Origin of the sequence: Brevundimonas sp. VNH65, assembly GCF_049445955.1 — a bacterium.
In the GTDB taxonomy this organism is placed as follows: Bacteria; Pseudomonadota; Alphaproteobacteria; order Caulobacterales; family Caulobacteraceae; genus Brevundimonas.
Genome location: NZ_JBMSDX010000008.1, coordinates 146,456 through 170,814 on the forward strand (window position 1 = coordinate 146,456; position 24,359 = coordinate 170,814).

Annotated in this window: 27 protein-coding genes; 13 read left to right on the top strand and 14 right to left on the bottom strand. The window is 68.2% G+C overall.

The genetic code is table 11. The features are described 5' to 3' along the window. Positions 1–12: 12 nt before the first annotated feature. The 7 genes from ACO2Q1_RS13250 to folE form a co-directional block, all read right to left on the bottom strand. The gene (locus ACO2Q1_RS13250; RefSeq protein ID WP_423329946.1) at positions 13–699 is read right to left on the bottom strand and encodes a Pr6Pr family membrane protein; all 687 of its coding nucleotides are present in this window, start codon (positions 697–699) and stop codon (positions 13–15) included. Continuing rightward, positions 699–947, bottom strand: coding sequence for a helix-turn-helix domain-containing protein (locus tag ACO2Q1_RS13255; protein ID WP_423329947.1), 249 nt, complete (start codon positions 945–947; stop codon positions 699–701). Before ACO2Q1_RS13255 ends, ACO2Q1_RS13250 begins: the two co-directional genes overlap by 1 nt. A gap of 41 nt (positions 948–988) precedes the next feature. Next, a complete protein-coding gene (locus ACO2Q1_RS13260) occupies positions 989–1,840 on the bottom strand; it encodes an aldo/keto reductase (protein ID WP_423329948.1) in 852 nt (283 codons plus the stop codon). 49 nt (positions 1,841–1,889) lie between these two features. Continuing rightward, positions 1,890–2,750 (bottom strand): serine aminopeptidase domain-containing protein, encoded by an 861-nt coding sequence (locus ACO2Q1_RS13265; protein WP_423329949.1) that lies wholly within the window; start codon positions 2,748–2,750, stop codon positions 1,890–1,892. A 68-nt stretch (positions 2,751–2,818) separates the two neighbouring features. Beyond that, positions 2,819–2,956: a hypothetical protein gene (locus tag ACO2Q1_RS13270; RefSeq protein ID WP_423329950.1), complete on the bottom strand. Its 138-nt coding sequence runs from the start codon at positions 2,954–2,956 to the stop codon at positions 2,819–2,821. A 74-nt stretch (positions 2,957–3,030) separates the two neighbouring features. Continuing rightward, positions 3,031–3,474 (bottom strand): ExbD/TolR family protein, encoded by a 444-nt coding sequence (locus ACO2Q1_RS13275; protein ID WP_423329951.1) that lies wholly within the window; start codon positions 3,472–3,474, stop codon positions 3,031–3,033. Between the two features lie 179 nt (positions 3,475–3,653). Further along, on the bottom strand, positions 3,654–4,262 hold the full coding sequence (gene folE / locus ACO2Q1_RS13280; RefSeq protein WP_423329952.1) for a GTP cyclohydrolase I FolE: 609 nt from the start codon (positions 4,260–4,262) through the stop codon (positions 3,654–3,656). A 149-nt stretch (positions 4,263–4,411) separates the two neighbouring features. Between folE and cysS the strand changes: the two genes are divergently transcribed. Continuing rightward, positions 4,412–5,893 (top strand): cysteine--tRNA ligase, encoded by a 1,482-nt coding sequence (gene cysS / locus ACO2Q1_RS13285; RefSeq protein WP_423329953.1) that lies wholly within the window; start codon positions 4,412–4,414, stop codon positions 5,891–5,893. Positions 5,894–6,846: 953 nt separating this feature from the next. On the opposite strand, the gene trmFO is transcribed toward cysS, so the two are convergent. Continuing rightward, on the bottom strand, positions 6,847–8,232 hold the full coding sequence (gene trmFO / locus ACO2Q1_RS13290; RefSeq protein ID WP_423329954.1) for a methylenetetrahydrofolate--tRNA-(uracil(54)-C(5))-methyltransferase (FADH(2)-oxidizing) TrmFO: 1,386 nt from the start codon (positions 8,230–8,232) through the stop codon (positions 6,847–6,849). A gap of 265 nt (positions 8,233–8,497) precedes the next feature. Here trmFO and ACO2Q1_RS13295 point away from each other — a divergent pair, with 265 nt between their 5' ends. The 3 genes from ACO2Q1_RS13295 (at position 8,498) to ACO2Q1_RS13305 (ending at position 11,322) form a co-directional block, all read left to right on the top strand. Then, positions 8,498–9,304, top strand: a complete 807-nt coding sequence (locus tag ACO2Q1_RS13295) for a hypothetical protein (RefSeq protein WP_423329955.1) — start codon at positions 8,498–8,500, stop codon at positions 9,302–9,304. A 22-nt stretch (positions 9,305–9,326) separates the two neighbouring features. Next, positions 9,327–10,277: a hypothetical protein gene (locus ACO2Q1_RS13300; RefSeq protein ID WP_423329956.1), complete on the top strand. Its 951-nt coding sequence runs from the start codon at positions 9,327–9,329 to the stop codon at positions 10,275–10,277. Between the two features lie 160 nt (positions 10,278–10,437). Continuing rightward, positions 10,438–11,322 (top strand): hypothetical protein, encoded by an 885-nt coding sequence (locus tag ACO2Q1_RS13305; protein ID WP_423329957.1) that lies wholly within the window; start codon positions 10,438–10,440, stop codon positions 11,320–11,322. A gap of 4 nt (positions 11,323–11,326) precedes the next feature. Here the strand turns inward: ACO2Q1_RS13305 and ACO2Q1_RS13310 are convergent, their stop codons facing one another. Next, a complete protein-coding gene (locus ACO2Q1_RS13310; protein ID WP_423329958.1) occupies positions 11,327–12,064 on the bottom strand; it encodes a hypothetical protein in 738 nt (245 codons plus the stop codon). Between the two features lie 80 nt (positions 12,065–12,144). On the opposite strand from ACO2Q1_RS13310, the gene ACO2Q1_RS13315 reads away from it, so the two are divergent. Then, positions 12,145–12,732, top strand: coding sequence for a TIGR00730 family Rossman fold protein (locus tag ACO2Q1_RS13315; protein WP_423329959.1), 588 nt, complete (start codon positions 12,145–12,147; stop codon positions 12,730–12,732). A 113-nt stretch (positions 12,733–12,845) separates the two neighbouring features. After that, positions 12,846–13,139, top strand: coding sequence for a CC_3452 family protein (locus ACO2Q1_RS13320; RefSeq protein ID WP_423329960.1), 294 nt, complete (start codon positions 12,846–12,848; stop codon positions 13,137–13,139). A 62-nt stretch (positions 13,140–13,201) separates the two neighbouring features. Here ACO2Q1_RS13320 and dksA read toward each other — a convergent pair whose 3' ends face one another. Both dksA and ACO2Q1_RS13330 read right to left on the bottom strand, forming a co-directional pair. Next, positions 13,202–13,636 (bottom strand): RNA polymerase-binding protein DksA, encoded by a 435-nt coding sequence (dksA, locus tag ACO2Q1_RS13325; protein WP_423329961.1) that lies wholly within the window; start codon positions 13,634–13,636, stop codon positions 13,202–13,204. A 182-nt stretch (positions 13,637–13,818) separates the two neighbouring features. Next, positions 13,819–14,247 carry a flagellar assembly protein FliX gene (locus ACO2Q1_RS13330; protein ID WP_423329962.1) on the bottom strand — a complete coding sequence of 143 codons (429 nt, stop codon included), beginning with the start codon at positions 14,245–14,247 and terminating at the stop codon, positions 13,819–13,821. Positions 14,248–14,430: 183 nt separating this feature from the next. On the opposite strand from ACO2Q1_RS13330, the gene ACO2Q1_RS13335 reads away from it, so the two are divergent. From ACO2Q1_RS13335 to ACO2Q1_RS13350, 4 genes are all read left to right on the top strand, one after another. Next, positions 14,431–15,534 carry a flagellar basal body P-ring protein FlgI gene (locus ACO2Q1_RS13335; RefSeq protein WP_423329963.1) on the top strand — a complete coding sequence of 368 codons (1,104 nt, stop codon included), beginning with the start codon at positions 14,431–14,433 and terminating at the stop codon, positions 15,532–15,534. Beyond that, the gene (locus tag ACO2Q1_RS13340) at positions 15,534–15,827 is read left to right on the top strand and encodes a rod-binding protein (RefSeq protein WP_423329964.1); all 294 of its coding nucleotides are present in this window, start codon (positions 15,534–15,536) and stop codon (positions 15,825–15,827) included. The genes ACO2Q1_RS13335 and ACO2Q1_RS13340 overlap by 1 nt, the downstream gene beginning before the upstream one ends. Further along, positions 15,824–16,270 (top strand): flagellar basal-body protein FlbY, encoded by a 447-nt coding sequence (locus ACO2Q1_RS13345; protein WP_423329965.1) that lies wholly within the window; start codon positions 15,824–15,826, stop codon positions 16,268–16,270. Before ACO2Q1_RS13340 ends, ACO2Q1_RS13345 begins: the two co-directional genes overlap by 4 nt. A gap of 92 nt (positions 16,271–16,362) precedes the next feature. Further along, positions 16,363–17,907 (top strand): EAL domain-containing protein, encoded by a 1,545-nt coding sequence (locus tag ACO2Q1_RS13350; RefSeq protein WP_423329966.1) that lies wholly within the window; start codon positions 16,363–16,365, stop codon positions 17,905–17,907. On the opposite strand, the gene ACO2Q1_RS13355 is transcribed toward ACO2Q1_RS13350, so the two are convergent. Next, complete coding sequence (locus ACO2Q1_RS13355) at positions 17,904–19,499, bottom strand: ATP-binding cassette domain-containing protein (RefSeq protein ID WP_423329967.1); 1,596 nt, start codon at positions 19,497–19,499, stop codon at positions 17,904–17,906. The genes ACO2Q1_RS13350 and ACO2Q1_RS13355 overlap by 4 nt on opposite strands. After that, a complete protein-coding gene (locus tag ACO2Q1_RS13360; protein ID WP_423329968.1) occupies positions 19,465–19,602 on the bottom strand; it encodes a hypothetical protein in 138 nt (45 codons plus the stop codon). The genes ACO2Q1_RS13355 and ACO2Q1_RS13360 overlap by 35 nt, the downstream gene beginning before the upstream one ends. Positions 19,603–19,740: 138 nt before the next feature. Between ACO2Q1_RS13360 and ACO2Q1_RS13365 the strand changes: the two genes are divergently transcribed. Further along, entirely contained in the window at positions 19,741–20,202 is a 462-nt protein-coding gene (locus ACO2Q1_RS13365; protein WP_423329969.1) for a hypothetical protein, read from the top strand. Between the two features lie 24 nt (positions 20,203–20,226). After that, the gene (locus ACO2Q1_RS13370; RefSeq protein ID WP_423329970.1) at positions 20,227–20,721 is read left to right on the top strand and encodes a group III truncated hemoglobin; all 495 of its coding nucleotides are present in this window, start codon (positions 20,227–20,229) and stop codon (positions 20,719–20,721) included. Positions 20,722–20,724: 3 nt separating this feature from the next. On the opposite strand, the gene ACO2Q1_RS13375 is transcribed toward ACO2Q1_RS13370, so the two are convergent. After that, complete coding sequence (locus ACO2Q1_RS13375) at positions 20,725–21,219, bottom strand: hypothetical protein (protein WP_423329971.1); 495 nt, start codon at positions 21,217–21,219, stop codon at positions 20,725–20,727. A 198-nt stretch (positions 21,220–21,417) separates the two neighbouring features. Between ACO2Q1_RS13375 and uvrA the strand changes: the two genes are divergently transcribed. Further along, positions 21,418–24,357, top strand: coding sequence for an excinuclease ABC subunit UvrA (uvrA, locus tag ACO2Q1_RS13380; protein WP_423329972.1), 2,940 nt, complete (start codon positions 21,418–21,420; stop codon positions 24,355–24,357). Positions 24,358–24,359 lie beyond the last annotated feature (2 nt).

Here is a 24,359-nt window from a genome sequence, read left to right on the forward strand (position 1 = left end):
CGCCAGCCAGCGTCAGCTACCGTCAGGCTTACTGATAGGCGATCGATCCGGCGGGCTGAAGTCCAAACCCTCGGCGGCGCCGCTTTGTCGCGGTTTGATCAGGCCGTCGATCAGCACCAGCAGCAACCCCGCGCCCAGAAAGAAGACCAGCAGTCCGCCGAAGTTCACCGCCGCGCGCCCCAGGCCCAGCGCGTCGACATTGATGAACCAGTACGGCCACCAGCCGCTCGTCAGTCCGTGAGCGAGGGTCCATGCGCCGTAGGCCAGCGGAAACGCCAACCAGGCCAAAGCATGCCCCGGCGCCAGTCGTCCTTTCGGCGTGAACATCAGCCAGTCCAGCACCATGGCGGCCGGCATCACATAGTGCAGCAGGACATTGGCGATCAGCAGCCACCCTTGCGGATCCCACGTCGCGTGCAGCAGGAAATGATAGACCAGCCCGACCACCGCCGCATACAGGGTCACCCCGCCCCGAACGCGCGGGCTCGCCAGGACGCGACCGGCGGCGCTGTTCGGCAGGACGGCGGGCAGCAGCATCCCGGACATGATCAGGACGTTCGTCAGGATAGTGAAATAGCTGAAGAAATTCAGCGTCAACTGGAGCGCGTCCAGCTGCGGCGTGATCCACATCAGCACATATTGCAGCGCCAGGGCCGCCAGGCCGACCAGACCGAACAGTCCCCGCCAGGCGCGGGCCATCAGTAGGCCCGGGTGTCCGACACCAGGGCCCAGACCGGCAGGGCCAGGCGCATCGTCGCGGCGTTGATCTGGCAGGAATCGAGGTGGGCGCGCCCCGCTTCGGCCCGCCGCGCGGCCTCGGGCGTGAGGTCCAGCGCCGAGGCCAGGTCCTCGATGGAGACCCCGCGCTTCTCGCGCCACGACTTCAGACGTTGGCCGATCGCCGCATCCAGCGGATCGACGCCGGGAAAGCCGAGAACCGAACCCATCCTCCCACTCCACATCTGCGGGGCCTACGCCCCGTTCGCCGTTACGCCCATTCTTCATCCCATTTGAAGGCGGCGTCCAGCCAGTCGCCCAGGCGGCCGTCCGGACGGGCCAGGGCGTGGATGCGGTCCATGTCCTCGTCGGTCAGGACGAAGTCTAAGACGGCGAAGCTCTCCTCCGCCCGGCTGACCTTGGTGGTGCGGGGAATGGCGATGACGTCCTGCTGGATCAGCCAGCGCAGCACCACCTGACCGACCGTCTTGCCATAGGCGCCGGCGATCTCCTTCAGGACCGGATCGTCGACCACCTTGCCCTGCGCCAGCGGCGACCAGGCCGTGATCGATCCGCCGAGATCCTTCGCCGTCGCCAGAAGCTTCGTCAGCTTGAGGTACGGATGGTACTCCACCTGATTGGTGACCAGCGGCGCGTCCGACAGGGCCTGGGCCCGCCGCCACTCCGCCGAGGGGAAGTTGGACAGGCCGATGGTCCGGGTCAGGCCCCGGTCCTTCGCCGCGTTCAGGGCCGCGATCGTCTCTTCCAGCGCCGGCGTCGCCTTCGGCCAGTGCAGCAGCAGCAGGTCGGGCGTGAACCCCAGGCTGGCCGCCGATTCCTCGGCCTGTCGCAGCAGGGCGTCGCGATGGAAATGCTCGACCCAGATCTTGGTCGTCAGCCAGATGTCCTCGCGCGCCACATGGCCGGCGGCGATCGCGTCGCGGACGCCGTCTCCGACCTCCTTCTCGTTGCGATAGATCCAGGCCGTGTCGATGTGGCGATAGCCGATCCGCAGGGCCTCGGCCGTCATTCGACGTGCGACCTCCCCTTCCAGCTGCCAGGTGCCGAAGCCCAGCAGGGGCACGGCGTGGCCGTCGAGGAGGATCGTGGGCTGGTCGGTCATGGGGCGGCTCCTGCACGCGGGGAGAAGCCGTCTACCTAGGCCGTCCGGCTCACCCCGCAACCAGCCAGTCGTGGATTTCGTCCCACAGCGGCTCCATTCCCGCCCGAAACGCCCCGTCATGGCCGATGCGCCGCACGCCCTGATCGGCGGGGCGACGCACGACGATCTCGGCCGGCGCGTTCGGATAGACCCCCAGCAGGTCCCGCGCCGTCGTCGGCGTCGCGATCGGATCGTCGGTGAACACCCAGGACCGGATCGGGGCGGTCACCCGGTCGAACGCATGGGGCCGCAGCCGCCCGGCGAGTTCGTCGCGAAAGTACGCGGGCGCCAGGCACCAGCGCCGCCAGGTCTCGAACACCCCGCGCGGCAGGTCGGTCCCGGCCCACAGACCGCCGCCCTTCACATAGCCGTGCCGCTTCAGGCTCCAGGGCCCGAAGCCATGCCAGAAGAACAGCTCCGCCGGATTGTAGCTGCGATGATGTCTGCCCCAGTATCCGGTCCCCACCGAGACGAAGGCATGCCGGTCGATCAGGCCGGGCTCGGGCATGAAGCCGACGAAGTGACCGCCGACGCTATGCCCCAGATGCAGGATCGGCAGCCCCGGCGCGGCCTCGCCCAGCGCCGCCGCCGCCGCCGGCATGTCCAGCCGCCCCCAGTCGGGATAGTCCATCTTCATCGCCGCCAGATCGTCCGGCCGCGACCCGGCGATGCCGCGATAGTCATAGGTCAGGACCACCGCGCCCCGTTCCGCCAGCCGCCGCGCCACCCGGTTGTAGAACCCCTTGGGAAAGCCGGTGGCCGAACTGATCAGCACCGCCGATGTCGCCGTCGCCGCCGTCGTCAGCTGCATCGACAGGGGAAACCCGTCGGCGGCCGGTCGCATGAAGTCCGTGACGGTGATGGCGTCCATGTCGCGTGTCCGTTTTTAATCAGGATGGACTATGGGCGACTGACGCGACGTCAGGTCAAGCGGCCGCTTCACCCGCGATATGTGGATGCGCCTTCGACAGCCTTCGCGGCGCCGCCCGCCGCCTTGAACGACGGCTCGCCATGGGTGACCGCGCGCTCGACTTCCGGCAGGGCCAGGATCAGCGCCTCGATCTCGTCACGGGTCATCCTGTCCCTCCGGCAAAGAAAAAAGGCCGCGTCCCGGAGGAGGCGGCCTTGATCCGTGAAATGGGCTGAACGGCCTATTCGATGTCTTCGTTCAGCAGGCCGACCTTGAAGTAGCCGTTGCCCTGAAGGTCGTTCATGACCTCCATGAACTGGTTGTAGGTCACGTCCGGCTGGGCGCGGATGAACACGCGCTCGTCCTGGCAGTTCGGGCTGGGCTGCAGGGCGGCGCACAGGTCGGCGGCCAGGGTTTCGATGGTGGTCTGGCGATCGGCCAGGAAGATCGAGCCCGAGTCCTGGATGGTCACATAGACCGGGTCTTTCTGCTCGGTCGGGTTCTGCGGCGGCGTGGCCGGCGGCAGGTCCAGGTTGATCGACACGGTGGCCAGCGGCGCCGACACCATGAAGATGATCAGCAGCACCAGCATCACGTCCACGAACGGCGTGACGTTGATGTCGGAATTTTGAGTGATCGTCCTGCCGCCCGAAGAGCCGGGAGGTCCTGAAAGTTTCGAGCCCATGCCTTGTCGTCTTTCCGTCGAGGGTCCGTACAATGGACCAGCGTTTCAGGTTTCGGCACCGTCTTGGCGTCCCGGCGGGCGATTGTAAAGCGGTCTCGGCGCGTGACGCGGATTTTCCCGTCGCCGGCGCAAAATCCTTCCGCGAACCGGGCTGCGGCGCTTCGTCCCAGCCGGAGATATCAGCCCTTGGCCAGCTTCAGGAACCGCTCGACCAGGGCCGGATCGTCCTTGAACGCCCCGGTGAATCGCGTGGTGGTCGTCGAGACGTGGCGGTGGTGCACGCCGCGCGTCGTCATGCACTGGTGCTGGGCGTCGATCAGCACGGCCACGCCCTTAGGCGCCAGGTGCGATTCGATGGCGGCGACCACGTCGTTGGTCAGGGTTTCCTGGTTCTGCAGCCGCCGCGCGAAGATCTCGACCACCCGCGCCAGCTTGGAGATGCCGACCACCTTCTCGCCGGGGATATAGGCGACCGAGGCCTTCCCCAGGAACGGGGCCAGGTGGTGCTCGCAATGGCTCTCCACCTCGATGTCCTTCAACAGGACCATGTCGTCGTACCCGGTCACGTCCTCGAAGGTGCGCGACAGTTCGGCGGCGGCGTCGGCTTCATAACCGTCGAACCATTCGCCATAGGCGTCCACCACCCGCTTCGGCGTGTCGATCAGACCGGGGCGCGCCGGATCGTCCCCGGCCCAGGCGATCAGGGTCCGCACGGCCTCCAGCGCCTGCTCGCGCGACGGGCGGGCGGCGTTGGCGACGAGAACGGGTTTGATCGGGGTGGCGGTCATGGGGGAGGGACGCTTTCGCCTTGAACGTCGGAATTGTACGTCGGAAACGACGCATTATCAGCTTGGGCGGCTATATGGGACTTCCCCGACGTCCTGCAAGCGACCGCGTTGCCCAAAAGGACGAACCCAGAGCGAACTGCGCCGACCTGATGACCCTGCACCTTCACGACACCCTGCACCGCCGCAAGCGGGCCTTCGCCCCGCGCGATCCGAACCGGGTGACCCTCTATGTCTGCGGCCCGACGGTCTATGACTACGCCCATATCGGCAATGCGCGGCCGCCGGTGGTGTTCGACGTCCTGGTGCGTCTGCTGCGCCGGACCTACGGCGCCGACAGCGTCGTCTACGCCCGCAACGTCACCGACGTGGATGACAAGATCAACGCCAAAGCCGCGAAGGAGGGCGTGCCGATCGGCCAGGTCACCGCGCGGTACGAGGCGGCCTATCTCGCCGACATGACGGCGCTCAACGTCTCGCCGCCCGATATCGCACCCCACGTCACCGACCATATCCCCGCCATCGTCGCCCAGATCCAGGCCATCGTCGACGCCGGCTGCGCCTATGCGGCCGAGGGCCACGTCCTGTTCGACGTCTCCTCCTATCCGAAATACGGCGCCCTTTCCGGCCGCAACCTGGACGACATGATCGCGGGCGCCCGTGTCGAGGTCGCCCCCTACAAGAAGAACGCCCACGACTTCGTCCTGTGGAAGCCGTCCAGGGACGGAGAGCCGTCCTGGCCCTCGCCCTGGGGCGACGGTCGCCCCGGCTGGCACATCGAATGCTCGGCCATGATCGAACAGACCCTGGGCCTGCCGATCGATATTCACGGCGGCGGCATCGACCTGGTCTTCCCGCACCATGAGAACGAGATCGCCCAGGGCGTCTGCGCCCACGGCCATGCCCATGGCGACGCCGCGCCCGAGGAATACAGCCGCTACTGGATGCACAACGGCTTCCTGACCGTCGATGCCGAGAAGATGTCCAAGTCGATCGGCAATGTCCTGCTGCTGCACGACCTGGTTCAGCACATGCCGGGCGAGGTCGTCCGTTGGGCCTTGCTCAGCGCCCACTACCGCCAGCCGCTGGACTGGAACCAGACCCTGCTGGACCAGAGCCGCAAGAACCTGGACCGCCTCTACGGCGTGCTGCGCGACGCCGATGCGGCCCTGGCCGGGTTCGCCTTCGAGCCCCTGGGCGACGCGGAGGCCAGCGACGCTGAAATGCGGGCCGCCGAACTGGAGCTGGCCGAGGCGGACCTGGCGCCGGTGCTCGACGCCCTGGAGGACGACCTCAACACGCCCGAGGCCGTGGCCCGTCTGTTCGCCCTCGGAAACGCCCTGCGCGACGCCCTCAACGACCCGGACGCCGACCCGCGCGACCTGGCCATGGCCCGCTGGACTCTCGTGGAGGCCGCCGGCTTGCTGGGCGTCCTTCAGATGTCGCCCACGGACTGGTTCGAAGGCGGCGATCCGGCCTTCAAGGCCGAGGTCGAGGCCCTGCTCGCCGACCGCGTCGCCGCCCGCGCCGCCAGGGACTGGCCCGCCGCCGACCGCATCCGCGACCGCCTGACCGAGCTCAACGTCGTCGTCATGGACGGCCCCACCGGCGCGACCTGGCGGGTCAAGAGCTAGCCGCCGTCCCATTCCTGAACGGAAAGGGCGTCCCGGTCGCCCCTCAGCTTTCCTTCCCAACCGGGAGAGAGGGCGACCTTCTCCCTTCTCCCTGTTGGGAGAAGGTGCCCCGCAGGGGCGGATGAGGGGACGGTGTCGAAGTCGGCGACAGCCGTCGCACGGGCGGTGACACGGCTCACGCCGACTGCAGCGATTGTCCCCTCACCCTTTCGGCTTGCGCATCGCTTCGCTCTGCGAGCCTCAATCCCTCTCCCAACCGGGAGAGGGAGGGGTGTCGGAACAGGGGTTCCTTCCATCACACTTCAACGCCCGGATTCGCTGATTTCCCTCACCTTTCCCCGAAACTTGCAGCCCGCTTCCGGGCGCAGGTGGAACCTCGTCCATAATACCCCCGCTTCACCGCACGGGAGGGCCGTCGGCCGGCGACCTGCGGGCGGTGGAGGCGAGACAGCGGGGGCGGGGTCTGTTCACACGGGCCTCGCCGCCTCGACCGCGGAGGGGAACCTTTTCGGAGCCGAGGCTGGGTCGGAGTTGAAATCCCGACCGTTCCGGGGATCGGCCGCGCCGGCCGACCCGCCCGCCGGGGGGCTATTCGACGCCGGCGCCAATCAGCGCCCCCCGTCGCTCCTCCCGTCCAGGCCTCGCGCGGAGCGACATCAGGCCTTCGTCGAAAACGGTACTTCTATCCTACAGACCGGGCGAGGCCCGGCGCTCCGCCCCTCCCGCACCCTTCAGGCCCCCGCCGTGAAGCCGATCCCGCTTGCCCAATTCCGTCACCCTCGGGCTTGTCCCGAGGGCCCATGCCGGACGCCGCACAGGCTGCATCGGCGGCGCACGATCGCCCCGCTGTCCGGACATGCGGGTCCCGATCGGCCCACGGCGCAAGGCCGGCCTGAGAGCGAGGCGAACCCGCCCGGCCCTGACCGTTCAAGGGTCGACCGGGCTTGCCGACGTCACCCGTCGCGCCACGCCTTCAGGGCGTCGATCGCCCGGACGCTCATCAGCCGCTTCTTGGCCCGGCCGCGATCCTTGGGCGGGATGCGCTTTCCCTCGGCGTCGACGCGCGGGGCCTCCAGCGGCGGCAGGAGGCCATAGTTGATGTTCATCGGCTGGAACTTCGACCCCTCCATGTGCCCGCCGGTGATGTGTTCGACCAGGGCGCCCATGGCGGTTTCCGGCGGGGGCGGAGCCAGATCGCGGCCCAGCGCCTGGGCGGCCGCCAGTCGGCCGGTCAGCAGGCCCATGGCGGCGCTCTCGACATAGCCCTCGACCCCCGTCACCTGACCGGCGAAGCGCAGGGCCGGGCGGGCCTTCAGCCGCAGCTGCCGATCCAGCAGCTTCGGCGAGTTCAGGAAGGTGTTGCGATGCAGTCCGCCCAGACGCGCGAACTGGGCGTCCTGCAATCCGGGGATCATGCGGAACACCTCGGCCTGGGCGCCGTGTTTCAGCTTGGTCTGAAAACCGACGATGTTGAACAGCGTCCCCAGCGCATTGTCCTGGCGCAGTTGCACGATGGCGTGCGGCTTGACCGTCGGATCGCGCGGATTGGTCAGGCCGACCGGCTTCATCGGCCCGTGCCGCAGGGTCTCGCGGCCACGCTCGGCCATCACCTCGATCGGCAGGCAGCCGTCGAAATAGGGGACGTTTTCCCAGTCCTTGAACTCGGCCTTGGGCCCGGTCAGCAGGGCGTCGATGAAGGCCTCGTACTGATCCTTGGTCATCGGGCAGTTGACATAGGCGGCGGCGTCTCCGCCCGGCCCCTCCTTGTCATACCGCGACTGGCGCCAGGCGATGTCGAAGTCGATCGAGTCGGCGTGGACGACCGGGGCGATGGCGTCGAAGAAGCTCAGGCTCTCCTCGCCCGTCGCCTGCAGGATCGCCTCGGCCAGGGCCGGAGACGTCAGGGGTCCGGTGGCGACGATGACGTTGTCCCAGTCCTCGGGGGGAAGTCCGGCGATCTCCTCGCGCACGACGGTGACCAGGGGATGGGCCTCCAGCCTCGCCGTGACCGCCTGCGAAAACCCGTCCCGGTCCACGGCCAGGGCGCCGCCCGCCGGCACCTGATGGGCGTCGCCCGAGGCCATGATCAGCGAGTTCAGCGCCCGCATCTCGGCGTGCAGCAGGCCCACCGCATTGTACTCCCAGTCGTCCGACCGGAAGGAGTTGGAACAGACCAGTTCGGCCAGACCGTCGGTGTGATGGGCGTCGGTCTTCACGCCGGGCACGCCGCGCATTTCGTGCAGGATGACCGGCACGCCCTGTTCGGCGATCTGCCAGGCCGCTTCTGAACCGGCGAGGCCGCCGCCGATGACATGTACGGGTGCAGGGGAGGTGCTCATGGCGGGCCTTCTAGGCATTTGAGCGTCTGTCAGCGAGGGGAAATTGAGCTCCGATCTCTGGCCGCCTCACCGTGCATCCCGGCGCAGGCCGGGATCCAGACGGTGAGTCCCGATCGTCAATTCCAGTATTTCAAAGCGGATGGTTTCCCTCCCGGATCCCGGCCTTCGCAAGGAGGCACGGAGATTGACGGGGTTTCGTCAGGCGACACCCCGCGACAGGCGGTCGGTTCAGCCGCTATAGCTGCGGCGAAGCGATGGAGGATGCGTGACCGGATCGACGGTTCAGACGATGACGACGAAGGCCGAGCCCAACCGGTTCTCCGCCTCGGACGCCCTGGTCGAGGCCGCGCGCGGCCTGCCGGAGATGTGGCGCGGCGCCGGACCGGCGTTGATGGCGACGGCGCTCCTGTTCACCGCCTCCCGCGCCATTCCGGGGCTGGCCGGCGTCGGCCTGACCGTGCTGGCGGCCGTGGCGGGACTGGCGGCGTTCGGGGCGCGCACGCGCATCGGCCTTCTGGGGCTGGACGCCGCCCGGGCTCAGGGGCTCGGCCGGGGCGGGTTCCAGTTTCGACGGCTGGAGCTGCGGCTGCTGGGGGCGACAGCATTGGTCGGGCTGTTCATGACCATTATCCTGTCGATCGTCGTCTTGGCGGCCCTGGCCCTGTTCGGGGCGGCCGGGCTGAACGCTTCGGCCATCAGCGACGGCGACTGGGCCCGGGTCGGGCCCGCCTGGAAACTGGCCCTGCTGGCGACGATCACCCTGCTGCTGCTGGCTCTGCCCACGATCATGGCGGTGCGGGTCAGCCTCTACGCCCAGGCGACCCTGGCCTGGGGGCGGATGACCAGTCTGGCCGCGACCGGGGCCACCAACGGCGCCATGCTGGGCCTTTGGCTGGGTCTGCTGGCCTGTGCGGCGCCGACCCTGGTCTGGCTGGCCGTGCTGGCGACGTTCGGCGGGCGCGGCCTCTGGGCCTGGGCCGTGACCTCCGTCCTTCTGGCCCTCGTTCAGGCGCCGTGGACGGCGGGATTTCTGAGCCGCGCCTGGCGCGCGCTGGGCAGGCCGGCGCCATAAGCAGAACCTTGGGGAGGGGACGATGACGAAACGATCGACGGGGAGGGCGGACTTCTCGATGGGCGACGCCCTGGGGGCCGGATTCCGGCTGTTCCGGCGTCAACCTGTGGCGGTGCTGGGCTGGGGCGCACTGCATATGCTGCTGGCTCTCGGCGCCTGGTTCGTATTGATCCCGTTTTTGCGGGACATTTCGTTCATGACCATGGGATCGGAGGCGGAGGTCGAGCGGATCAACGCCATGGTGGGCTTTCAGGCCGCGATCTGGGCCCTGAACCTGGCCCAGCTGGCCATCACGCTCGTGGTCTGGACGGCGGCCATGCGCGCGACGCTGAAGCCCGGCCGAACCGACCCTTTCCTGTTTCTGCGTGCGGGCATGGACGAGGTGCGGGTCGGGGTGATGGCGGTGGCCCTGATCGCCGGCTTTTACGCCTTCATCCTGCTGGTCGCCGTCCTGGGCGCGGCGTTCGGCTTCGCCCTTTTCGCCATGGGCGAGGCGGCGGCGGTCAGCGGCGTCTTCCTGTACGGCGTCCTCGTTCTGGCGGTGATTCTGGTCGGCTGGTCCCGGCTCAGCCTGTTGATGCCCGCAGCGATGATCACGGGCGGCTTCGCCTTCGAGGAGGGTTGGAGGATCGGCAAGGGGCGAACGGCCAAGCTGGTCGGCCTGAACCTGCTGCTTCTCCTGATCTACTATGTCGCCGCAATCCTGATCGTCGGCCTGCTCGGGGCCGGGCTGGTCGGCGTCTTCCTGGCGACGGGCGGGGTCTGGCCCTCCGATCCCCAGACCCTGGACGACGTCTTCCAGGCGTTTCGACCGATGGCGCCTTGGGCGGCTCTGGCGCTGCTGGTGATGATCCCGTTTTCCGGCTGGCTGATCGCCTTCTGGGCCGGGGCGCTGACCACGGCGGCGCGGCAACTGGCGGACGGCGCCCTGCCGCCCGAAAGCGCGCGAGACGCGGCCGAACCTTCGCGCTAGAGCATTTTTGCATCTGACTGAATCAGTCAGATTCCAAAAAAATGCTCCAGCATCAATCTGGAGCAAAATCCACGCCCCGACTGACTGCGTCAGTCAGGTCCGATTTTGCTCTAGACCTGAACCGGATTGAGAGGCGCCGCAGCGCGCCGGGAGGATGACAATGAGCTTTTCCGCGACCGACGCCGCCTTCGAGGGCTTTCGCGTCGTGCGGCGCGCGCCGCTGAGCCTGGTTTTCTGGATGCTGGTCTATCTGGTCGGCGGCGGGATCATGCTGGCCATGGCCGCGCCGCAGCTGGCCAGCCTGATGGCCCTGAGCGTCAGCATGGAGGGGAACACGGAGCCGAGCTTCGACGAGGTGATCCAGGTCTTCAGCGCGTTCGGCGCGATGATGGCCCTGCTGCTGCCGGCCGGACTGATCCTCGGCGCCGTGCTGTCGGCGGCGGTGACCCGCGCGGTGCTGAGGCCGGAAGCCCGCGCCTGGGGCTATGTGCGTTTCGGCATGGACGAAATCCGGGTTCTGGCCGTGCAGATCATCCTGGGTCTGGCCATGGCGGCGGTCATCACGGCGATCTACGCGGTCCTGGCGGGGGTCGGCGCCGCAGCGGTGGCGATGGAACAGCCGTGGATGTTCCTGATCATCGTGCTGGGCGGCCTGGCCGGCTTCGGTCTGGTCATCTGGCTGGCGGTCCGCTGGTCCCTGGCCGTGCCGATCACCGTGGCGGAGAAGCGCATCGCCCCCTTCGCCTCATTCCGCCTGACCAGGGGCCGGTTCTGGCCGCTGCTGGGCATGGCGCTGCTGGCCTGCGTCATGACCCTCGTCGTCAGCCTGCTCATCCAGATCGTGACCTTCCCCGCCACCCTGATCTTCGGCAGCATGGAGAACCTGGCCGCCTTTGACGGGCTGGATCTGACGGCGATCCTGACCCAGGCCTGGCCGATGATCGTGGCGTACAGCGTCATCAACGCCATCTCGTCGGCGCTGCAGCTCGCCGTGCTCTACGCGCCCTTCACAGCGGCCTATCAGGCCCTGAAGGGTCCGGCCTGACCCGTCAGGGCAGGGCGCGGGGCAACCAGCTGCTCTGCCAGGAGGCGTCGCCCAAGCGTCTGACGGCGCGCCAGCCTTCGCCCGCCGGCTCCAGCAACGGCGCCGTGGCCGCGCCGGGGCCGGGATAGACGTAGCGACGCTCATTGATCGTCACGGTCAGGGGCGCGGCGCCGCTGGACGCCAGCGGCGCCGACCAGCGCCCGTCCGGCCCCGCGCGCGCCACGATCGTCGGGCGGCCGTCGATGCGGACACGAACCTCGGTCCCCGGCCCGGCCCTGCCCGAAGCCGCCAAGGCCCGCCCGTCGCTGTCCAGCGCATCCAGCGGGCCGCTCGGGTCGATCCGGCGCGTCGGCGCCCCGTCGGCCAGCAGGGCCGCCGGTCCGCCGGGCGCGGCGCCGATCAGCAGCTCATAGGGCGCGCGGACCGAGGTCTCGCCCCTCTGGCCTTCGACGACGAACAGGGTGTCGATCGCCGGCGCCGGCATGTTCAGGGAAAACCTGCCGTCCCCGTCCGAGCCGGTGGCGTAGGCGGCGCCGTCGCCGGCCCGCAGCACCACCCGCGCCTCCGCCTCGGTGACCCCGCCTATCCGGACGCCCTGCGCCGATCGCGCCACCGAGACGATCGCGGGCGTCGCCGCCCATTCGCTGGCGGCGGCCCCGGCCGCGCGGCCCTCCCGCCACTCCGGCGACGAACACGCGGCCAGGCCGGCGGCGAACAGGGAGATGCAGATCGACCGTTTCATCCTGAGCGTCCCGGGGATAAGGCTGGAGTTCCAGATAGACCGGCCGACGCCGCTCTGTCTCCCTCTGTCGCCGAGTGACCATGTCCCTGCCCGAAGTCGCCATCGCCCCCTTTGACGGACCTTCCGTCTGCCTGTTCTGCGGCGCCTCGGACGCCGCCCATCGCGACTATGTCCAGTCCGCCCACGACTTCGGCGCCGCGGCCGCCGAGGCGGGCTGGCGTCTGGTCTATGGCGGCGGCGGCGTCGGCCTGATGGGCGCCGCGGCCCGATCGGCCCATGCGGCGGGCGGGCGCGTGCTGGGGATCATGCCCGGCTTCCTGCGCAGCCGCGAGCGGCTGTTCGACGACGTCGAGACGGTCGTCGTCACCTCCATGCATGAGCGCAAACAGCTGATGTATGACCAGTCCGACGCCTTCGTCGTGGCGCCCGGCGGCGTCGGCACCCTGGAGGAAATCGTCGAACTGCTGTCCTGGAAGCGGCTGGACCTGCACGCCAAGCCGGTGATCTTCCTGAACGTCAACGGCTTCTGGGAAACCTTCTTCGCCCTGATGCGGCACAGCGTGGAGGAGGGCATGACGCCGGCGTCCTTCCTCGACGCCTGGACGGTGGCGAACACCGTCGAGGAGGCGATCGATCAGCTTCAGGCGACGATCCGCCGCACGGCCTGACATAATCAGTGATAACTGAACGCCGCTAATGTGTCTTGACAGTTTCTTATAAGGACGGACAAAGGGGGCCGCCGGAGCGTCACGACGCTCCACAACCTTGCGGAGGTCTCCCCATGCGCACCCTTCTGATCGTTGCGGCCCTGTTCGCCGCCGCCCCCGTTTCGGCCCAGGCTCCGGCCGCCACGCGCGCCGTCCTGGCCGACGCGGCCAAGGCGCCCTCGGATCGCACCATCATCGACGGCGCCGCCTGGCGCTGCGAGGGCGCCAGCTGCACGGCCACGGGCGGCGCCAGCCAGCCCGCCGCCCGCGCCTGCCGTCGCGTCGTCGCCCGTTTCGGCGCCGTGACCGAATTCGTGTGGAAGGGTCAGGCCCTGACCGCCGAGCAACTGGCGACCTGCAACGCCTGATCGGTCTTCAGACTGCAAACGAAAAGCCCGCGCGGCCTGATCGGCGGCGCGGGCTTTTTGTGTCAGTCGTCGCGGTGGACGCGCTCGCGGCGCTCATGCCGCTCCTGGGCCTCCACCGAAAGGGTGGCGGTCGGCCGAGCCTCCAGCCGTCCCAGACCGATGGGTTCGCCGGTGTCCTCACAGTAGCCGTAGGACCCGTCCTCGATCCGCCGCAGCGCATCGTCGATCTTGGAGATCAGCTTCCGCTGGCGGTCGCGTGTCCGGAGTTCCAGCGCGCGATCGGACTCGGAAGAGGCGCGGTCGACCAGGTCCGGATGGTTCTCGGTCTCGGCCTTGAGGTTGATGACCGTCCCCTTCGACTCCCGCAGGATGTCGTCGCGCCAGGTCAGCAGCTTCTTCTTGAAATAGGCCAGTTGCCGCTCATTCATGAACGGCTCGTCGTCGGAAGGGCGATACGCGCCCGGATCCCCGATTACAGCAGACGGCGATGCAGTCATCGCATTCACGCTCGTAGTCAAAACACCCCCCTGCGGGCAGCCTGCCTATAGGCGGAAGAGGTGGGGCGGAGCAACGCGGTTCGCGCGTCCGTGATCGCGGGATTGCGCGAGGCTGGGCGCGACGTGACATTTCGTCCTCACTACCGGTCGGGCGAGACGAAATTCCTCAATAAAATCGGCCTTTATGTTGCGGTGCGGCGAACTTCGGCCTTGGCCAGCTCGACGCGGGCGCGCAGATCGATCTGGTCCAGAAGGCTGCGAAGCTGCGCATCCTCCTCGTCGGGGCGCGCCTCTCCGATGTCGCGACCCAGACGTTGGAGGCTTGATTCGCCCGCCTCACCGGCGAGCATGGCCAGCTTCAGCTCATCCAGGCGATCCAGAAGACCGCGCCCGCGCCGAATTCCCCGACGTCGTCGCTCGGTCGCGCTCTCCACGCCTTGCAAGGCCATCAGGGCCGAAACGTCCGCGACGCCGCCCGCAGCGCCGGCCGACATCGCCGGCGCCGCCGTTCCGCCGCCGGCCGCGCCCGCCACGCTGAAGCCGCCGCTCGCCGGACGGGCCGGGCGGGACGGTGGCGACAGATTCGGACCGGTGGGACCGGTGACCTTCATGCGGGGCGCTCCGACAGAGGATCCGACCTTGGGCGGGGACTGTCACCGTTTGGTTAACGCCCCGGCAGCTTTTGCCGCCTGTGACGGGGATTGGGATCGCTTGATTATTGATTTAACGATCTTTTTCTTGTGGCACAAAACTCGCTTCGTGCGGACGGTCATTCGCCTCGGGACCTCCTGACGATGCAGAAGTTGCTTGCCGCCCTGATCGCTCCACTGGCTCTGGCCGTCGTTCCCGGCGCGGCAGAGGCCCAGTCGCGCATCAAGGACATCGCCGCGGTCGAGGGCGTCCGCGCCAACCAGTTGGTCGGCTATGGGCTGGTCGTCGGTCTGGCGGGAACGGGCGACAGCCTCCGCAACTGCCCGTTCACCCGCCAGTCCCTGGAAGGGATGACCGAGCGTCTGGGCGTCAACATCCGCGGCTCCAACGCCAACTCCAAGAACATGGCCGCCATCATGGTGACGGCCGAACTGCCGCCGTTCGCCACGCCGGGGTCCCGCATCGACGTCTCGGTGTCGTCGATGTGCGACGCCAAGAGCCTTCTGGGCGGCACCCTGCTCGTCACCAGCCTTCAGGGCGCGGACGGCCAGGTCTACGCCGTGGCTCAGGGCTCGATCCAGACCGGCGCCGTTTCGGCGTCGGGCGGCTCGGGCTCGTCGATCACGCGCGGCGTGCCGACCGCCGGCCGCATCGCCTCCGGTGCGACCGTCGAGCGCGAAACCGGCTTTCAGTTCGCCAATATGAACGAGGCGCGGCTGACCCTTCGCAATCCGGACTTCACCACCGCCCAGCGGGTCGCCGCCGCCATCAACCAGACCTATCCGGGAACCGCCCTGGCCGAGAACGGCACCGTCATCGCCCTGCGCCCGCCGGCGCAACTGGGCATGGCCGGCTTCATCAGCCGGGTCGAGAACCTGCCGGTGATGGTCGATGCGCCGGCCAAGGTGATCATCGACGAGGTCAACGGCGTGGTCGTGATGGGCGAGGCCGTGCGCGTCTCCACCGTGGCGATCGCCCAGGGCAATCTGACCGTCTCGGTCCAGGAAAGCCCGCAGGTCGTCCAACCCGCGCCCTTCAGCCAGGGCCAGACCGCCGTCGTGCCCCAGTCGGACGTCAGCGTGGAGGAGGAGCGGGGGCGTGAAATGCGGATCGTCGGCGGCTCGGAATCGCTGTCGACCCTGGTCAACGGCCTCAACGCCCTGGGGGTGTCGCCGCGCGACATGATCAGCATCCTGCAGGCGGTGAAGGCGGCCGGCGCCCTCCAGGCCGAAATCGAGGTGATGTGATGATTGCCCAAACCGTCACGGCCACGGCCATCGCCGCCACGCCGGATCCGGCCCAGGTCGCCCGGGCCCGCAAGACCGCCGAACAGTTCGAGGCTTCCTTCCTGTCGCAGATGCTGAAGCCCATGTTCGAGGGTGTATCGACCGAGGCCCCGTTCGGCGGCGGCGACGCCGAGGCGACCTGGCGCGGCTTCCTGCTGGACGCCATGGCCCAGAAGATGGTCAAGGCCGGCGGGATCGGCGTGACCGGCCTGGTGATGAACGAGATGCTGAAGGCTCAGGAGAACGCCGCATGACGTCGGGCACCGCAGACTTCCAGGCGGCGGGCCATGTCCGGCGGCTGACCGAACTGACCGAAACCCTGACCCGGCGTCTGGAGACGGAAACCCGGGCCTTCGCCGCGCGCCGTCCCCAGGACATCGTCGAGGGTCTGGCCCAGACCCAGGACCTGGCCAATCAGTATCGCCGCGAGTCGGCCCTGCTCAAGGCCCAGCCCGCCCTGGCCTCGAATGCGTCGGCGTCCGACCGGATGGGCCTGATCAAGGCGACCCAGCGGTTCGAGGCCGTGCTGGCGCTTCACGCCGCCGCCGTCACCGCCGCGCGGACCATATCCGAAGGCATCGTTCAGGCCATCGCCGGAGAAGTGGCTGCGTCCCGGGCGACCGGCGCGGGCTACGGCGCCGCCGGCTACGCCGCGACGGCGGACGGCACCGCCATCACCCTGAATCGCAGCGCCTGACCGCCGGGCGGCGTTAACCGGTTCGATATCGACGGTTTTAAGGGATTGAGGCGCATTCTGCGCCGATGTCAGCTCGTCAAAGATTCCTGGGTATGGCCTTCGCGGCGTCCGATCTGTTGATCGAACTGGATGCGAACGGGCGGGTCGAAATGGCTCTCGGAGCCGGTCCGGCGCCTCAGACGCCGGCGGAACGGCTGGTCGGCCGCTCGTTGCCGGACCTGCTGGTCGCGCCAGACCGAAGCGCGCTCCGCGCCATGATGGGCGATCTTGGCGAAGGTCGTCGGCTCGGGCCGTTGTCGGTTCGCATGCTGACCGGCGACGGTCGCGCCCGCCCGGCCGCGATCAGCCTGTTCCGCCTGCCCGATCTGGCTCCGGCGGTGTCCTGCGCCCTGTCCTGGCAGGGTGAGGCGGTGGCCCCGCCGGTGACGCCGATGTTGGATGCGGATGGGCTGATCGCCCAGATGCGTCAGATCAGCGAGCATGCGGCGCCCACCCAGATGGCAGTGGACTTCATCGACGTCAGCGGTCTGTCCGAGGCCGGCGACGCCGGCGAACGCGCCACCGAGAAGGTCGAGGCGGCGCTTCAGTCCGCCTCGATCGGCGGCGATTCCGCCGCGCGCCTGGCCCCGGAACGCTATGCCCTGCTCAGAGACGGCGGCACGGCGGGCGACCTGGCTGAGGAGGTCATGCGACTGGGCCGGGAAGAGGGGCTGGAACTCGACGTCTCGGCCTCCAGCGCCGACGTCACGGACGCCCCGCCGGTCAATGTGCTGCGCGCCCTGCGTTTCGCAGCCGAGAACTGTCTGAAGGACGGGGGGCTCAGCGCCACGGGCGTGGCCTTCAGCGACGCCCTGTCCCGCGCCGTGAAGGAGGCCGAGACGTTCCGGGCCATGGTCCGTGACCGCGCCTTCGAGGTCCACTACCAGCCCATCGTCGATCTGCGGACCGGCGCCGTGCACCATTTCGAGGCCCTGTCGCGCTTCCGTTCGCCGGAAGGCCCGGCCGGCGTCATCCGCATGGCGGAAGAACTGGCGCTGATCGAAAGCTTCGACCTGGTGGTGCTCGAAAAGGTCGTTCGCCGCCTGACCCAGCCGGGCTCGGGCCTGCTCAAGATCGCGGTGAACGTCTCCGGCGCGTCACTGGCCGACGACGCCTACATCCGCAATCTCCTGCGTCTGACCGCAAACGGCGCGGACCTGCGCCGCCGGTTGATCGTCGAGGTCACGGAATCCGCCGCCCTGGCCGACATCGCCGAGGCCAATCGCCGTCTGTCCCTGTTGCGAGAGGCCGGCATTCGCGTCTGCATCGACGACTTCGGCGCGGGGGCGGCGTCCTTCGACTACATCCGCAAACTGCAGGTCGATACGGTCAAGATCGACGGCAAGCTGATCCATGGCCTCGAGGAGGACGCGCGGGCCCGCACCATGGTCGCACACCTAGTGGAGCTCTGCGGCTCGCTGGGTCTGACGACCGTGGCCGAGATGGTCGAGACCCAGGCGGCGGCCGACATCCTGCGCGACCTCGGCGTCGACTACGCCCAGGGCTGGCTCTTCGGGCGCGCTGAGGCCGAACCCCGCACCGTGCTGAACGACCCGCCGATCGCTCGCCGTGCCGGAGCCATGGAAGCTTGGGGCTAGCTTCCACCCAGGACAATCCGGCGCTGAACGCCGATCGCGTCGAGGAAGTCCTCGTCATGGCTGACGACCACCAAGGCGCCGTCCCAGGCGACGAGCAGGCCTTCGACCGCCTCGATCGCCGCGAGGTCGAGATGGTTGGTGGGCTCGTCAAGCAGCAGCAACTGAGGCGAACGGTCGTCCTGGACGGCGCCTGTCCCGATAGCGCAGACCAGGGCCGCCCTCAGCCGTTCTCCGCCTGACAGGTCGCCGACCCTCCGATCCGCCTCGACATTCCGGAACAGGCCCCGCGCCAGGGCCGCGCGCGCGCTGTTTTCCGTCGCCGCAGGATTCAGCCGACGATAGGCGTCAACCAGGGTCTCGTCCGACCGCATCAGGCCCAAATCCTGGTCCAGCATGGCGCTCCGGACCGACGTGCGGATGTCTCCCTCGGTGGGGGTCAGGGTTCCGGCGGCGAGCTTCAGCAGGGTCGATTTGCCCGAACCATTGCGGCCGACCACGGCGATCCGCTCCGGCCCGATGAGGCACAGGTCCAGCGCCCCGATCACCGACCGGCCCGTCGGCGTTCGCCAGCCCAGGCCACGCGCGTCCAGCACGGTCTTCCCCGCCGCCAGGCCGGATGTCGGCAGGGACAGTTCCAGGCCTCGCACCCGTTCGACCCGGGCCTCTGCGTCGCGCCGGGCGGTCTCCGTCTCGTCCCGGCGTTGCAGCGCTGCGCGGCGGGCGCGCCCCGCGCCGCTCTCGGCCCAACTGGCGCGCAGACCCGCGACGAGGGGCGGCAAACTGCCCGAGGCTCCGTGGCGACGCCCGGCGGAATCCCGCCGCGCCTGGCGCTCGGACGCGGCCTGAAGATCGCGCGCCGCCTGGCCCGCCTGGCGTTCGGCCTCGATGAGTCCGCGCTCGGCGGCGGCGCGCTCCAGGTCGCGCCGTTCGATATAGTGGTCGTAGTTCCCGCCGTAGATCGCCACGCCCTGCGGGCTGATCTCGATGATCCGGTCCATCCGGCGCAACAGGTCCCGATCGTGGCTGACCACGACCGCCCCGCCCGACCACCGCTCCAGCGCCTGGTGAACCAGCCCCCGCGCCTGGACATCAAGATGATTGGTCGGCTCGTCGAGCAGCAGCAGATCCGGCTCCGCCAACAGCAAGGCGGCCAGCCGCAGCCGTGTTCGCTCGCCACCGCTCAGACCGCTTATGGCTCGGCGCAGGTCCAGCCCCGCCAGCCCGACCTCCGCCAGACGGGCGTCGATGCGCGCTTCAAGGGCCCAGTCGGCCGTCTCCAGATCATCACCGTCGGCGCGGCCCGACAGGACGCGCTGGATCACAGCCAGGCAGTCGGCGACGCCGAGGGCCTCAGCGACGTCTTCTTTTTGAGGCGGCGGACCGCTCTCCTGACGCAGCAGACCCAGCGTCCCGGCCCGGTGGATCGCGCCCTCTGCCGGAAGCTCGTCTCCGTGGAGAAGACACAACAGAGTGGTCTTGCCGGCCCCGTTGCGTCCGACGACGCCTGTCCGCTCCCGCCCGAAGGCAAGGGTCAGGTCATGGAAAAGGGTTCGGCCGTCAGGCGTGCGGGCCGCGACGGCGTTGAGCGTCACGGTTGCGGATGCGGACGGGCTTCGGCTTGGGTTGGAGAGCGACATAGGCGAGCACGAGCAGCGGCAGGGAAAGGGCGATACCGATTTCCAAAGCGCTGATCATGATCGTCGGGCCTCCAGAGACTGCTCGAAGGCCGAAACATGGGCGGCCGGTTTGCGGCGCGCAAGCTTTTTCCGATCTGGCGCTGATCACCGCCGCGTGAGAGCCTGCCGCCCCTGAACCGCACGAGGAGGCCCGGTCATGTCCTGTTTCCCCCTGCGGGCGCTCGCCATCGCCGGTCTGACAGCCGTCGTGGCGGCGGGCTGCGCGACGGCTCCTGACGCGGTTTCCACGCCGCCCGACTATGCGCAGATCCGCGTGACCCCGCCGCCAGCCAACGCCCGTCTCTACACAGACTGCTTCGCTCAGGCGATCGCCGCCGGCACGATCGGCCGCGCCTCGGATCGGGCGTCGACGGATGGCTCCGGCGATGAGCTTCTCCTGTTCACCTGCGACGGCGCGCCCGCGACCGCCATGTTCGAGGCCCTCGGGCCCTGGAGCACTAGGATCGGATCGGAATGGCGGACCGACGGCCGCATCTGGCGTTCGACCGCCCGTGTTCAGCAGAACTTGTTCGGCGTCGACTATTGCTCCGATGCCGAAGGGGGAGGGCAGGCGCGCTGCGTCATCAGCTTCAATGCGGGCGACTTTCTCGACCAATAGGGGAGGAGCGCCTATCTGGGCCTCATGGACCGCGTCCCCGACATCGCCGCTTCCCGGGAAGACGCCGCGGCCCGCCGTGCGGCCGCCTCACAGGCGATCCGCGACGCCACGGGCATAGACGAAGCGATGATCGACGCCTTGGTCGAGGGATTCTACGCCAGGGTCCGCACAGACCCGCTCATCGGCCCGGTGTTCGCGGACCGCATCGCGGATTGGACGCCCCATCTGGCCCAGATGAAGCTTTTCTGGTCGTCCGTCGCCCTTTCGACCGGCGTCTATCAGGGGCGGCCCATGCCGAAGCATTTGCTCCTGCCCATCGACGCCCGCCATTTCGACCGCTGGCTGGGTCTGTTCCGCGAGACTGCCCGTGAGCTGTGCTCACCCGTCGCTGCGGATCATTTCATCGAACGCGCCGAACGCATCGCGCAGAGTCTGGAGCTGGGCGTCGCCAACGCCAGCGGCGTCCTGTTGGGCGAGGGCGAACGGTTCCTGCGCGGTGCGGAGGCCTGGAGGCCCTGAGGTCTACGGCGCGGACGCCTCCGCGCTGGCTGTCGGAACCGGCTCGACGACCTCAATCTTCTCCTGCCGAGCGCCGCCTTTCATCGTCGGACCTATGTGAAAGCTCAGAACCTTCCAGACGCCGCCCTCTTTGCGAAAGACAGTGCTCACCCGAAGCACCCGGTCCGGGTAGTCGTAGGTCTGCAGCATCTCGTAGGTCGAGCCGCCTGTCCCGGCGTTGGCTCGCCAGCCCTCGACTTTGCCCGGGGGCACCGCACCCTCTGGTACGAGCGTCTTCATGAACGGCAGTTGCGCCTGCACCTCGGCGAGATCGACCAGCGACGACATTTTGTCCGCCAGCGCCGCATCACGATCGGCGACCAGGTCCTCCAGCAGAGCCCGCGCTTCGGCCTCACGTTCGGGGCTCGCGGTCGCCGCCGGCAGACCACAAGCCGATAGCGAGGTTAGGCCTCCAGCCACGATAGCGAACGCGACCGGCCTCAGAATGGACGTGGACATGCTCATCTCCTGGATCAGACTCACCTTGTCAGCGCGGCTCTGGCCACGCAACCGCCAGTCTGCTGCCGCAGCGGTGTCAGCAGACTGGTGCGACCCTCTGTTGGTTCCTATAATGTTCTTGCTGAAATCGTCGAAGCAGCCCCCATATTGCACCGTTGCGCCGGACCCCTCCGGCCTTCCCCGCGTTCTCCGGATTCCATGACCGAAAAGCACAACTTCATCCGCGTGCGCGGCGCGCGCGAGCACAATCTCAAGGGCGTGGACGTCGATATCCCGCGTGAGAAGCTGGTGGTGCTGACCGGCCTGTCCGGCTCGGGCAAGTCGTCTCTGGCCTTCGACACCATCTACGCCGAGGGCCAGCGCCGCTATGTGGAGAGCCTGAGCGCCTACGCCCGCCAGTTCCTGGAGCTGATGGGCAAGCCGGACGTGGACCTGATCGAGGGCCTGTCGCCGGCCATTTCGATTGAACAGAAGACGACGTCGAAGAACCCGCGCTCCACCGTCGGCACGGTGACCGAGATCCACGACTATATGCGTCTGCTATGGGCGCGCGTGGGCGTGCCCTATTCGCCCGCGACCGGCCTGCCGATCGAGAGCCAGACTGTCTCGATGATGGTCGACAAGCTGACGGCCCTGCCCGAGGGCGAGCGCATCCTGCTGCTGGCTCCGGTCGTTCGGGGTCGCAAGGGCGAATACAAGAAAGAGATCGCCGAGTGGCAACGCTCGGGTTTCCAGCGGCTGAAGATCGACGGCGAATTTTACGCCATCGAAGACGCCCCGGCGCTGGACAAGAAGTTCAAGCACGACATCGACATCGTGGTGGACCGGATCGTCACCAAGGCCGGGCTCGAGGGCCGCTACGCCGACAGCCTGCAGACGGCCCTGGGCCTGGCGGACGGCATCGCCGTGGCCGAATGGGCGTCAGCGGCGGAAGGCGAGGATGAGCCGCGTCGCATCACCTTCTCCGAGAAGTTCGCCTGTCCGGTGTCGGGCTTCACCATCGCCGAGATCGAACCGCGGCTGTTCTCGTTCAACAATCCCTTCGGCGCCTGCCCGGTCTGTGACGGCCTCGGCCAGAAGCTGACCTTCGACGCCGATCTGGTCATCCCTGATCGCGACAAGACCCTGCACAAGGGCGCCGTCGCCCCCTGGTCGCGCGGGCCCTCGCCCCTCTACACCCAGACATTGCAGTCGCTGGCGCTGCACTACGGCTTCTCGATGGACAAGCCTTGGCGCGATCTGCCCCAGAAGGCGCAGGACGTGATCCTGCGCGGCTCGGGGTCGGACAGGATCAGGTTCGTCTACGACGACAACGCCCGAAAATACGAGACCACCAAGACCTTCGAAGGCGTGCTGCCCAATCTCGAACGCCGCTGGCGCGAGACCGACAGCGCCTGGGTGCGCGAGGAGCTGGGCCGCTATCAGTCGGAAACGCCGTGCGACGCCTGCGGCGGCAAGCGGCTGAAGCCGGAAGCGCTGGCGGTGAAGGTCGACGGGTCGGACATCTCCGAGATCAACGCCCTGTCGATCTCGAAGGCCTTCCTCTGGGTCTCCACCCTGGAAGAGCGGCTGACGACGAAACAGCTCGAGATCGGCCGTCGCATCCTGAAGGAGATCAGCGACCGCCTGCGGTTCCTGAACAACGTCGGCCTGGACTACCTCAGCCTCGCCCGTTCGTCGGGCACCCTATCGGGCGGCGAAAGCCAGCGCATACGGCTGGCGTCGCAGATCGGTTCGGGCCTGACCGGCGTCCTCTATGTGCTGGATGAACCGTCCATCGGCCTGCATCAGCGCGACAACACGCGTCTGCTGGAAAGCCTGTCCGGCCTGCGAGATCTGGGCAACACCGTCCTTGTGGTCGAACATGACGAGGAGGCCATCACCACGGCCGACTACGTCATCGACATGGGGCCGGCCGCCGGCGTCCACGGCGGAACCATCTGCGCCGAGGGCACGCCGGAACAGGTCATGGCCAATCCCGACAGCCTGACCGGCAAATACCTGACCGGAGAGCGCGAGATCGCCCTGCCGCCCGAAGGTCGCCGCCCGGTCGATCGTAAGAAGATGCTCAAGGTCTCGGGCGCGACCGGCAACAATCTCAAGGACGTGACGGGGGAGATTCCCGTCGGCCTGTTCACCTGCATCACCGGCGTTTCCGGCGGGGGCAAATCCACCTTCACCATCGAGACCCTCTACAAGGCCGCCGCCCGTCGACTGAACAACGCCTCCGAGGCGCCCGCGCCGTTCGACCGGATCGAAGGGCTGGAGCATTTCGACAAGGTCATCGATATCGACCAGTCGCCGATCGGCCGCACGCCGCGCTCAAATCCGGCCACCTACACCGGCGCCTTCGGCCCAATCCGCGACTGGTATGCGGGCCTGCCGGAATCCAAGGCGCGCGGCTACGGCCCCGGCCGGTTCTCGTTCAACGTCAAGGGCGGGCGCTGCGAGGCCTGCCAGGGCGACGGCTTGATCAAGATCGAGATGCACTTTCTGCCTGACGTCTACGTCACCTGCGACGTCTGCAAGGGCAAACGCTACAACCGCGAGACGCTCGAAATCGTCTTCAAGGGCAAGTCCATCAGCGACGTTCTGGACATGACGGTCGAGGAGGCCGCCCGCTTCTTCGAGGCCGTGCCCTCGATCCGCGACAAGATGAAGACGCTGGAACGCGTGGGCCTGGGCTATGTGCAGGTGGGACAGTCGGCCACCACCCTGTCGGGCGGCGAGGCGCAACGGGTCAAGCTGTCCAAGGAGTTGTCCAAACGGGCCACCGGAAAGACCCTCTACATTCTCGACGAGCCGACCACGGGCCTGCATTTCGAGGACACGCGCAAGCTTCTGGAGGTGCTTCAGGAACTGGTCGAAAGCGGCAACACCATCGTCGTCATCGAACACAATCTGGATGTCATCAAGACGGCCGACTGGCTGCTGGACTTCGGGCCTGAGGGCGGCGACGGGGGCGGCGAGATCGTCGCCGTGGGCACGCCGGAACAGGTGTCCGACAACAAGGCCAGCTGGACCGGTCGCTACCTCAAGGAGGTGCTCGATCGCCACGAAGCCCGCCGCAAGGCGCGCGTCGCCGAACTGACGACCGGGACAACTGCTCCCGGCCGCAAGAAGGTCAGCGCAGGTTGATT

What these genes read in the sequence shown, in the direction of transcription:
- ACO2Q1_RS13250 (WP_423329946.1), bottom strand. Translation starts at nt 699, where the DNA reads ATGGCCCGCGCCTGGCGGGGACTGTTCGGTCTGGTCGGCCTGGCGGCC.
- ACO2Q1_RS13255 (WP_423329947.1), bottom strand. Translation starts at nt 947, where the DNA reads ATGGGTTCGGTTCTCGGCTTTCCCGGCGTCGATCCGCTGGATGCGGCG.
- ACO2Q1_RS13260 (WP_423329948.1), bottom strand. Translation starts at nt 1,840, where the DNA reads ATGACCGACCAGCCCACGATCCTCCTCGACGGCCACGCCGTGCCCCTG.
- ACO2Q1_RS13265 (WP_423329949.1), bottom strand. Translation starts at nt 2,750, where the DNA reads ATGGACGCCATCACCGTCACGGACTTCATGCGACCGGCCGCCGACGGG.
- ACO2Q1_RS13270 (WP_423329950.1), bottom strand. Translation starts at nt 2,956, where the DNA reads ATGACCCGTGACGAGATCGAGGCGCTGATCCTGGCCCTGCCGGAAGTC.
- ACO2Q1_RS13275 (WP_423329951.1), bottom strand. Translation starts at nt 3,474, where the DNA reads ATGGGCTCGAAACTTTCAGGACCTCCCGGCTCTTCGGGCGGCAGGACG.
- folE (WP_423329952.1), bottom strand. Translation starts at nt 4,262, where the DNA reads ATGACCGCCACCCCGATCAAACCCGTTCTCGTCGCCAACGCCGCCCGC.
- cysS (WP_423329953.1), top strand. Translation starts at nt 4,412, where the DNA reads ATGACCCTGCACCTTCACGACACCCTGCACCGCCGCAAGCGGGCCTTC.
- trmFO (WP_423329954.1), bottom strand. Translation starts at nt 8,232, where the DNA reads ATGAGCACCTCCCCTGCACCCGTACATGTCATCGGCGGCGGCCTCGCC.
- ACO2Q1_RS13300 (WP_423329956.1), top strand. Translation starts at nt 9,327, where the DNA reads ATGACGAAACGATCGACGGGGAGGGCGGACTTCTCGATGGGCGACGCC.
- ACO2Q1_RS13305 (WP_423329957.1), top strand. Translation starts at nt 10,438, where the DNA reads ATGAGCTTTTCCGCGACCGACGCCGCCTTCGAGGGCTTTCGCGTCGTG.
- ACO2Q1_RS13310 (WP_423329958.1), bottom strand. Translation starts at nt 12,064, where the DNA reads ATGAAACGGTCGATCTGCATCTCCCTGTTCGCCGCCGGCCTGGCCGCG.
- ACO2Q1_RS13315 (WP_423329959.1), top strand. Translation starts at nt 12,145, where the DNA reads ATGTCCCTGCCCGAAGTCGCCATCGCCCCCTTTGACGGACCTTCCGTC.
- ACO2Q1_RS13320 (WP_423329960.1), top strand. Translation starts at nt 12,846, where the DNA reads ATGCGCACCCTTCTGATCGTTGCGGCCCTGTTCGCCGCCGCCCCCGTT.
- dksA (WP_423329961.1), bottom strand. Translation starts at nt 13,636, where the DNA reads ATGACTGCATCGCCGTCTGCTGTAATCGGGGATCCGGGCGCGTATCGC.
- ACO2Q1_RS13330 (WP_423329962.1), bottom strand. Translation starts at nt 14,247, where the DNA reads ATGAAGGTCACCGGTCCCACCGGTCCGAATCTGTCGCCACCGTCCCGC.
- ACO2Q1_RS13335 (WP_423329963.1), top strand. Translation starts at nt 14,431, where the DNA reads ATGCAGAAGTTGCTTGCCGCCCTGATCGCTCCACTGGCTCTGGCCGTC.
- ACO2Q1_RS13340 (WP_423329964.1), top strand. Translation starts at nt 15,534, where the DNA reads ATGATTGCCCAAACCGTCACGGCCACGGCCATCGCCGCCACGCCGGAT.
- ACO2Q1_RS13345 (WP_423329965.1), top strand. Translation starts at nt 15,824, where the DNA reads ATGACGTCGGGCACCGCAGACTTCCAGGCGGCGGGCCATGTCCGGCGG.
- ACO2Q1_RS13350 (WP_423329966.1), top strand. Translation starts at nt 16,363, where the DNA reads ATGGCCTTCGCGGCGTCCGATCTGTTGATCGAACTGGATGCGAACGGG.
- ACO2Q1_RS13360 (WP_423329968.1), bottom strand. Translation starts at nt 19,602, where the DNA reads ATGATCAGCGCTTTGGAAATCGGTATCGCCCTTTCCCTGCCGCTGCTC.
- ACO2Q1_RS13365 (WP_423329969.1), top strand. Translation starts at nt 19,741, where the DNA reads ATGTCCTGTTTCCCCCTGCGGGCGCTCGCCATCGCCGGTCTGACAGCC.
- ACO2Q1_RS13370 (WP_423329970.1), top strand. Translation starts at nt 20,227, where the DNA reads ATGGACCGCGTCCCCGACATCGCCGCTTCCCGGGAAGACGCCGCGGCC.
- ACO2Q1_RS13375 (WP_423329971.1), bottom strand. Translation starts at nt 21,219, where the DNA reads ATGTCCACGTCCATTCTGAGGCCGGTCGCGTTCGCTATCGTGGCTGGA.
- uvrA (WP_423329972.1), top strand. Translation starts at nt 21,418, where the DNA reads ATGACCGAAAAGCACAACTTCATCCGCGTGCGCGGCGCGCGCGAGCAC.